The sequence below is a fragment of the Megasphaera sp. UPII 135-E genome (assembly GCF_000221545.1).
Lineage (GTDB): Bacteria > Bacillota > Negativicutes > Veillonellales > Megasphaeraceae > Megasphaera > Megasphaera hutchinsoni.
Genome location: NZ_AFUG01000040.1, coordinates 41,952 through 49,771 on the forward strand (window position 1 = coordinate 41,952; position 7,820 = coordinate 49,771).

A 7,820-nucleotide genomic window follows, 5' to 3' on the forward strand; every position below is an offset into this window, starting at 1 on the left:
CTTCTATTATTTTCCCGTAAAAGTTGGTTTTCTTTTTTCAACAAACGCACCCATACCTTCTTTTTGATCGTCCGTTGAGAAGCAAAGACCAAATACTTCTGCTTCATAGGAAATACCCGTAATAACATCGCAATTAATGCCTCTATTTACGGCCGCTTTCGTCAACTGTACCGCAATCGGTGCATTCTTAGCAATTTTATTTGCTAATTTTAAAACTGCATCCATCAATTCTTCTTGCGGTAAAACTTTATTTACTAAGCCGAGTCTTAACGCTTCTTGTGCATCAATTAATTGACCTGTATACAAAATTTCTTTTGCCGGCCCCTTGGCAATAACCCGTGGCAAGCGTTGCGTGCCGCCAAAGCCTGGCGTAATCCCCAGGGTAACTTCAGGTTGACCGAATTTAGCATTATCAGAAGCATAACGAATATCGCAAGCACAAGCTAATTCGCATCCACCACCTAAGCAGAAGCCATTTACGGCAGCAATTACAGGTTGGGACATATTTTCAATAAACGTAAATGCATCTTGTCCAATTTGTCCAAATGCACGTCCTTCAACAGCATTTTTCGTTGACATTTCTTTAATGTCTGCACCAGCTACAAAGGATTTATCACCTTCACCTGTAATAACAACTACCTTTACTGTCTTATCGACCGAAATATCCTGCATCAGATTGTTTAATTCCCTCACCGTTTCCGCATTCAAGGCATTTAATGCTTTCGGACGATTAATCTTCACAATGGCAATCCCATTTTCTATCACATAAAGAATGTTCTTATATTCCATCATTCTTTCCTCCTTTATATCTCGCTTGTCAAACGAAAATATTTGATTGCATGCTGCTTATTTCTTATAATCGTAAAAACCTTTACCCGTTTTTTGTCCTAAATAACCAGCATTTACATATTTTCTCAATAATGGGCATGGACGATATTTCGGATCACCAAAACCTTCATACAATACTTCCATAATGTGAAGAACAACATCATTCCCAATTAAATCGCACAATGCGAGTGGTCCCATCGGATGATTAAATCCTAATTTGCATACCGCATCAATATCTTCTACGGAAGCAACGCTATCCATCAATGCTTGAATCGCTTCGTTTAACATTGGAATAACGATACGATTGCCTGCAAAGCCAGGGAAGTCCGATACTTTCACGGGTGTTTTCCCTAATTCGGTTGCACATGTTGCAATCTTGTCATATGTTTCAGCCGATGTAGCAATCCCGTTAATAATTTCTAATAACTTCATAACTGGTGCAGGGTTAAAGAAATGCATGCCAATTACCTTATCCGGGCGTTTTGTTGCCGCTCCTATTTGCGTAATAGCAAGGGAAGATGTATTACTAGCTAAAATAGCATGAGGTGGGCAAAATTCATCTAATTCCTTAAAGATTTCTGCCTTAATTTTCATATTTTCCACAGCTGCTTCCACTACTAGATCTACATCTTTCAAGTTTTCTGCCGTTCTTGTTACAATACCTTGAATCCGTCCCATAGCAGCATCTTTATCTTCTTGTGTCATCTTGCCTTTGACAACTAATTTTGTTAGCGATTTATCAATTTTAGCCTTACCGCCAGCAATAAATTCTTCTTTGATGTCATTCAAAATAACTTCGCATCCATGTGTAGCAAATACTTGTGCAATTCCCGATCCCATCGTACCTGCACCAATGACCATAACTTTTTTACAAAACATGATAGTTCCTCCTTTTGTGTAGCGTGATTTTTTTCACTTTATTTTATAAAAAAAATATCACGTCTTTTGTACTAATTTTTCTAAGATGCACTTCTTACATGTATAAGTATATCATCTTCCCTTAAAAAATCTACTAAAAAATACTTTTTTTTTATTTTTCTATGCTTTTTAGTGTTATTCGTTTATGTCAAGTTCATTTTTAGCATACTTCACTATTTTTGAATATCATATAGTTCTTATACTACGTTACATTATGAACTTTCGTTATATGTTATCGCCCCCCTCTTTTTTTGCATAATAAAACCATACCAAAAGAAATGTGCCTTTCTTCTAGTATGGTTTTTATTTATAACTACATTTATATAGTATCATCTGGTGGTGTTATCTTATGCCACACCACATACATAACCGGTAATACAACTAATGTCAAGATAGTAGCAACAAACAAACCTGACGCAATAGCAACTGCCATAGGGCCCCAAAAAATACTCCGCATAAGTGGTATCATGCCCAGAATAGCTGCTGCTGCCGTCAGCATAATCGGTCTAAAACGTAAAATCGCCGAATCAATGACAGCATGCCACGGATCTTCACCACGGGCAATATGCTGCTTAATTTGATCGATCAAAATAACGGAGTTCCGAATAATCATCCCTGACAACGCCAATATACCTAAATAAGCTACAAAGCCCATAGGCTTACCACTGATAAGCATTCCAAAACTAACACCGATGATTCCTAACGGAGCCGTCACAAGGGTTAAAATCATATCACCCACATTCCGTAATTGGAACATTAATAAGGTAATAATGATAATGATCATGAGTGGTATAGGACCTAGTAAGTAATGCAATGATTGTTGACTATTTTCTAAATCGCCAGCAACTTCTACATCATAGCCAAAGGGCATGCTGTTACGAATTCCTGCAATAGCATCATACGCTTTTTGCGTTGCATCATTCGCTGTGCCTTCTCGAATATCGCCTTGAATCGTAACCGTAGGCTTTAAGTTTCTCCGCCAAATTAATGGTTCTTCTGCTCCATATGATATCTTCGCTACCTGTCCTAAAGGAATATAGCCGACCTTAGTATAAATAGGAATTGTATCAATCGATTGCAAGGATTTTCTATCCTGTTCTTGCAAACGCATCTGAATGCCAATCGTTTTATCTTGATCATAATATTGAGCGATCGTTGCTCCCGAGAGTTCCGTATATAGCGTTTGCCCTACATCTTGAGCAGAAATACCAAGAGCACGTAATTTTTCATGGTCCAATTCAATATAAAGAATTTTACTTTTTTGTTCCCAATTTAAAAATACATTCGGAATATTAGGATTCATGCGAATACGTGCTGCCATTTGTTCCGCGTATTCCTTCACTTTTTGCGGATCATATCCAGAAACGCGTAGCATAACAGGGTATTCCGAAGGCGGTCCGATAGAAATATGTTTTACATGTCCTCGTACATCGGGAAAATGTTCTTGCAGTATCTGCCTACATCTTTCCGTTAACACCTCTCGGTCTTTAATATCCTTCGGTACAATAATAAATTGGGCGTAATTATCAGCCGGCAAAACAGGTTCCCATGTCAAAACAAAACGCGGAGCCCCTTCCCCCACATAATAGGAATAATTTTGAACGGTCTTTTCCTTTTGTATATCCGCCGCAAACTGTTGTGCTGCGTTCTTCGTTGCTTCAAGAGAAGAGCCTTCTGGTAAGGTCATTTCAACGATAACTTCTGGTCGTAAAGACGGCGGGAAAAATTCTTGTGGAATAAACCGCAATAACCCGATCGAAAATAAAAATAAACCAAGTGTCGCTACAATAACCACTTTACTCCGATGCAAGCACCATTGTAAAACTTGTCGAAAGAATACGTAAAATCGCGTTTGATACGATGGTTTCTTTTCTTCTTGTGGTTTCACCTTGATAAAGTAATATCCAAACAAAGGTGCTACCATAACCGAAACAATCCACGATATAATCAAGGCAGAAAAAATAACAGGAAATAAACTGCGACAAAATTCAGAAGCAGCTCCTTCCGCAAAGGCAACAGGTATAAATCCCGCACAAGTAACTAGTGTTCCCGTTAACATCGGTTTTGCCGTTGCCCGAAAAGCGAAACAAGCTGCTTCTATCCGGTTTTTACCTCGTTCTAATTGAACACTCATCATTTCTACGGCAATAATAGCATCATCGACTAACAACCCTAACGAAATAATCAATGACCCTAAAGAAACTTTATGTAAATCGATACCGCCAACTTTCATCACACAAAATACACCGGCAAGGACAAGCGGTATACAACATGCGACAACCATCCCTGTACGGATACCTAAACTCAAAAAACTAACTACCAAAACAATAATAATAGCTTCCCGTAAAGTACCGATAAAATCAGCAATAGACTCTTTTACCACTTGTGGCTGATCCGATACTTGATGTAATTCCATACCTACCGGTAATTCTTTCCGAATCGATTGGGAAAATTGTTTCAGCTGCGTGCCTAAAGTAAGAATATTGCCTCCATTTTTCATAGATAAGGCAATCCCAATCGCCGGTTTACCATTATAATACATTTGCGGTTGCAACGGATCAGGATATCCTCGTTTAACCGTAGCGATATCGCCTAAACGAAACGTACTTCCCTGTACATATAAGGGTACATTTCGAATTGCATCTACACTGTCAAAATTGCCCGATAATCGCAGATACACCGTTTGATCCGCTGTTGTAATACGACCTGCTGGTGTCATTTGATTTTGTGAATGAATCGCCTGTGCAACAAGCTGCGGCGGAATCCCCAGTGCAGCTAATTTATCATTTGCTAATTCAACGGCTATTTGCTCATCTTGAACCCCCAATAGCTTTACTTCACTCACATCGGGTATGGTGACCAAGTATCTCCGAATTTGTTCCCCTTTTTTACGCAAGTCCTCATACGTATACCCATCACCCGTAAGAGCATAAACCGATCCATACACATCATCAAATCGATCATTATAAAATGGTCCAACTACCCCTTCGGGCAATTGCCGTTTCATATTCTCCGTTGTATTTCGCACGTCATGCCACGTATTGCGAATATCTTTCGATGGCACCTTGTCATCGAGGGTAACATAAATAACCGCTTGCCCTGACTTAGAATAGCTTTTTAAATATGATAGTCCTTTCGTATCTTGCAATTGTCGTTCTAACTTATCCGTCACTTGTTCTTGCATTTGCGTTGCCGTTGCTCCTGGCCAAGCAACCGTAATGACCATTTGCCGTACCGTATATGCGGGATCTTCCATTCGCCCTAATTTCATATACGAAAATACGCCCGCAATCGCGACAAGAATAATAAAGTACCATACTAAAACCTTATTTTTCAACGCCAATTCTGAAAGATTTTTCATGCATGGTCACTCTCCGTTCGCACTTGTTCTCCTTGATGCAATTTTTGTACACCTGCTTTAACGATAACATCCCCTTTGGCAACACCTTGTATACGCACCGTATCATCTTCAAAAGAAACAATCGTAATGCGTTTTAATTGCACCGTTCCCGTTGCGGTGACACACCATACATAGGGCGTATTTCCTGTTTGATAAATGGCCCCTACTGGTACGTTATAGGTATTATTATCGCCTACATTCGCATGCGTATCAAATACCTGTGCGGTCATGCCCAACTTTAGTCCCTGTGGCGGCTTATCTAAGGAGATTCGCACCATATATGTTTTCGCAAGGGGATCCGCCATGGGTGCAATCGCACGAACATGACCAACTACACGCTGTTCTTGTAAAGCCCAAAACGAAACTGCTACTGGTTTACCTACAAAAAAGTCGCCAATTTTATTTTCCGGTACATTCATTTCAACTTCCATTTGTCCCGCATGAATCAATGTTAACACAGGCATACCTGCACCAATGACTTGCCCCGGTTCACCTGCAACCATAGCTACTACACCATCGGCACTCGCCGTCAATTGCGTATAGGCCAAACGATGTTGCTGTACTTGTCGTGCCGCCTTTGCTTGTGCATATTGTGCTTGTGCTTGTTTATATTCCGTTTTTGCTTGTTCCCATGCGAGCGTGCTAATCGCCGACTGCTGATACAACGCCTGAAAGCGAGAATACTTTTCTTTAGCTAATTGGCATTGTGAAGCGGCTGCTGTCACTTGTGCATTTGCCTGTTCAACCCCTTGTGCCATATCTTGGGGATCTAACGTCATTAATACTTGCCCTACACGTACCCTTGAACCAACTTGCACATATTGCCCCGTAATTTTTCCACCTACTTGAAAGGCCAATTTACTCTCATAGCGTCCACGTACAGTTCCCGTATAAGCCGATTGTGCCTCATCTTTATCTTCGCCGCCGACGGTTATCGTACTCACCAAAGGAACTACATCTGTTTCAGGTTTCTTTGTACCACATCCTACAAGTGTCATACCTAAAACACTAAAAACGACAATACGAAGCAGCCATTTACTGTGTATCATGAGGAATCTCCTTTCCTTGTAATACTAATTCTTCTATATGTACCTCCGATGCATGTTTTGCCACACTACTCATCGTTTCTAACGCATCCTCTAATTTCTTTTTGTCAACTCCTTGTAATAAATACGTTACCCACCGTTTTACAATATTTTCCATTTCCCTTTGCATATCCCATGCTTTTTGTGTTAAGTGAATATACTTAAAACGTAAATCCTCACAATCTTGTCGTCTATATATCAATTTCTTTTCTTCTAATAATTTAACATTTCTTGCCACTAAAGCTTTATCAGCAGTTAGCAATTTTCCTAATTCAATTTGTGTACAACCATCATGTGAATATAAAGTTAATAACATGACATGCTCAGAATATGAAATATGCCAAGGCTTGCATGCTAACGTTACATATGCCTGTGTCCGTCTATTAATCACGCCAAATTCATGACCAATTTCGAAATAGTTCATTTACATACCTCCGTTAAGTTGATTCAATCAACGTTAAGTTAATAAAAGTATACCAAAAAGGAGATATCTATGCAAGAAAATTTATCTTCGTTATACTCAATATATCCCTTACAACCCATATCGACCATTTTTAAAATTTATGCTATGATAAAGAGGTTCAAGGGGAATCCAATATAATGGAGGCAATAGGCATGCAAAAGTACAAACCATTTAAGTCAGGAAAAGTTCGAGAAGTATATGATGTAGACGATACTATTATCATGGTCGCCACAGATAGAATTTCTGCATTCGATCATATTCTAAAAAATAAGATCGCCGAAAAGGGTGCTATCTTAACACAGATGTCAAAATTTTGGTTCGATTTCACAAAGGATATTATTCCAAACCATATGTTAAGTATCGATCCTAAGGATATGCCGGAATTTTTCCAACAAGATATGTTTCGTGGAAATAGTATGAAGTGCCGTAAGTTAACGATGATTCCAATGGAATGTATCGTTCGTGGTTACATTACGGGTAGTGGCTGGGAAAGCTATCAAAAAGATCAAACTATTTGTGGTATTTCTTTACCTGCGGGATTACAAGAATCACAACAGTTATCTGAACCTATTTTTACACCTAGTACCAAAGCCGAATTAGGTGAACACGATGAAAATGTATCCATAGAAAAAGGTGCGGCTATATTAGAAAAAACCTTTCCTGGTAAAGGGCAGTTATATGCCGAAAAAATCCGCGATTATTCGTTAGCCTTATACAAAAAATGTGCAGCCTATGCGTTATCAAAGGGTATTATTATCGCCGATACAAAATTTGAATTCGGCTTAGATGAGCAGGGAAATATCATTTTAGGCGATGAAATGTTGACACCCGACAGTTCTCGTTTCTGGCCTTGCGATGGCTATGCACCGGGAAAATCACAACCGTCTTACGATAAACAATTTGTGCGAGATTGGCTAAAAGCGAATCCCCATAATGATTATCTATTACCAAAAGAAATTATTGATAAAACGATAGCTAAATATAAAGAAGCGTATGAACGTATTACTGGCACACCTTGGTCTTTATAAAGGCAAGTTCTTATAACCGATAAATAAAAAAAAGAAAGCACTATGTGCATTGCACATAGTGCTTTCTTTTTTATTTTATTTAGTAAAAGTACGTCGCG

Annotated in this window: 6 protein-coding genes; 1 reads left to right on the forward strand and 5 read right to left on the reverse strand. The window is 39.0% G+C overall.

Annotated features, from left to right (window positions below):
• Positions 1–6 precede the first annotated feature (6 nt).
• From HMPREF1040_RS06150 to HMPREF1040_RS06170, 5 genes are all read right to left on the reverse strand, one after another.
• On the reverse strand, positions 7–789 hold the full coding sequence (locus tag HMPREF1040_RS06150; RefSeq protein ID WP_036257835.1) for an enoyl-CoA hydratase-related protein: 783 nt from the start codon (positions 787–789) through the stop codon (positions 7–9).
• Positions 790–846: 57 nt separating this feature from the next.
• Complete coding sequence (locus tag HMPREF1040_RS06155) at positions 847–1,707, reverse strand: 3-hydroxybutyryl-CoA dehydrogenase (protein ID WP_007393045.1); 861 nt, start codon at positions 1,705–1,707, stop codon at positions 847–849.
• A 358-nt stretch (positions 1,708–2,065) separates the two neighbouring features.
• Positions 2,066–5,107 carry an efflux RND transporter permease subunit gene (locus HMPREF1040_RS06160; protein ID WP_007393056.1) on the reverse strand — a complete coding sequence of 1,014 codons (3,042 nt, stop codon included), beginning with the start codon at positions 5,105–5,107 and terminating at the stop codon, positions 2,066–2,068.
• Positions 5,104–6,195 carry an efflux RND transporter periplasmic adaptor subunit gene (locus HMPREF1040_RS06165; protein ID WP_007393066.1) on the reverse strand — a complete coding sequence of 364 codons (1,092 nt, stop codon included), beginning with the start codon at positions 6,193–6,195 and terminating at the stop codon, positions 5,104–5,106. The genes HMPREF1040_RS06160 and HMPREF1040_RS06165 overlap by 4 nt, the downstream gene beginning before the upstream one ends.
• Positions 6,182–6,655 (reverse strand): MarR family winged helix-turn-helix transcriptional regulator, encoded by a 474-nt coding sequence (locus HMPREF1040_RS06170; RefSeq protein WP_007393051.1) that lies wholly within the window; start codon positions 6,653–6,655, stop codon positions 6,182–6,184. Before HMPREF1040_RS06170 ends, HMPREF1040_RS06165 begins: the two co-directional genes overlap by 14 nt.
• A 191-nt stretch (positions 6,656–6,846) precedes the next feature.
• Between HMPREF1040_RS06170 and HMPREF1040_RS06175 the strand changes: the two genes are divergently transcribed.
• Positions 6,847–7,722: a phosphoribosylaminoimidazolesuccinocarboxamide synthase gene (locus HMPREF1040_RS06175; protein WP_036257839.1), complete on the forward strand. Its 876-nt coding sequence runs from the start codon at positions 6,847–6,849 to the stop codon at positions 7,720–7,722.
• The last annotated feature ends 98 nt before the right edge of the window (positions 7,723–7,820 follow it).

Bases quoted from the DNA above. Each gene is read 5' to 3' on its own strand.
- HMPREF1040_RS06150 (WP_036257835.1), bottom strand. From the start codon at position 789: ATGGAATATAAGAACATTCTTTATGTGATAGAAAATGGGATTGCCATT.
- HMPREF1040_RS06155 (WP_007393045.1), bottom strand. From the start codon at position 1,707: ATGTTTTGTAAAAAAGTTATGGTCATTGGTGCAGGTACGATGGGATCG.
- HMPREF1040_RS06160 (WP_007393056.1), bottom strand. From the start codon at position 5,107: ATGAAAAATCTTTCAGAATTGGCGTTGAAAAATAAGGTTTTAGTATGG.
- HMPREF1040_RS06165 (WP_007393066.1), bottom strand. From the start codon at position 6,195: ATGATACACAGTAAATGGCTGCTTCGTATTGTCGTTTTTAGTGTTTTA.
- HMPREF1040_RS06170 (WP_007393051.1), bottom strand. From the start codon at position 6,655: ATGAACTATTTCGAAATTGGTCATGAATTTGGCGTGATTAATAGACGG.
- HMPREF1040_RS06175 (WP_036257839.1), top strand. From the start codon at position 6,847: ATGCAAAAGTACAAACCATTTAAGTCAGGAAAAGTTCGAGAAGTATAT.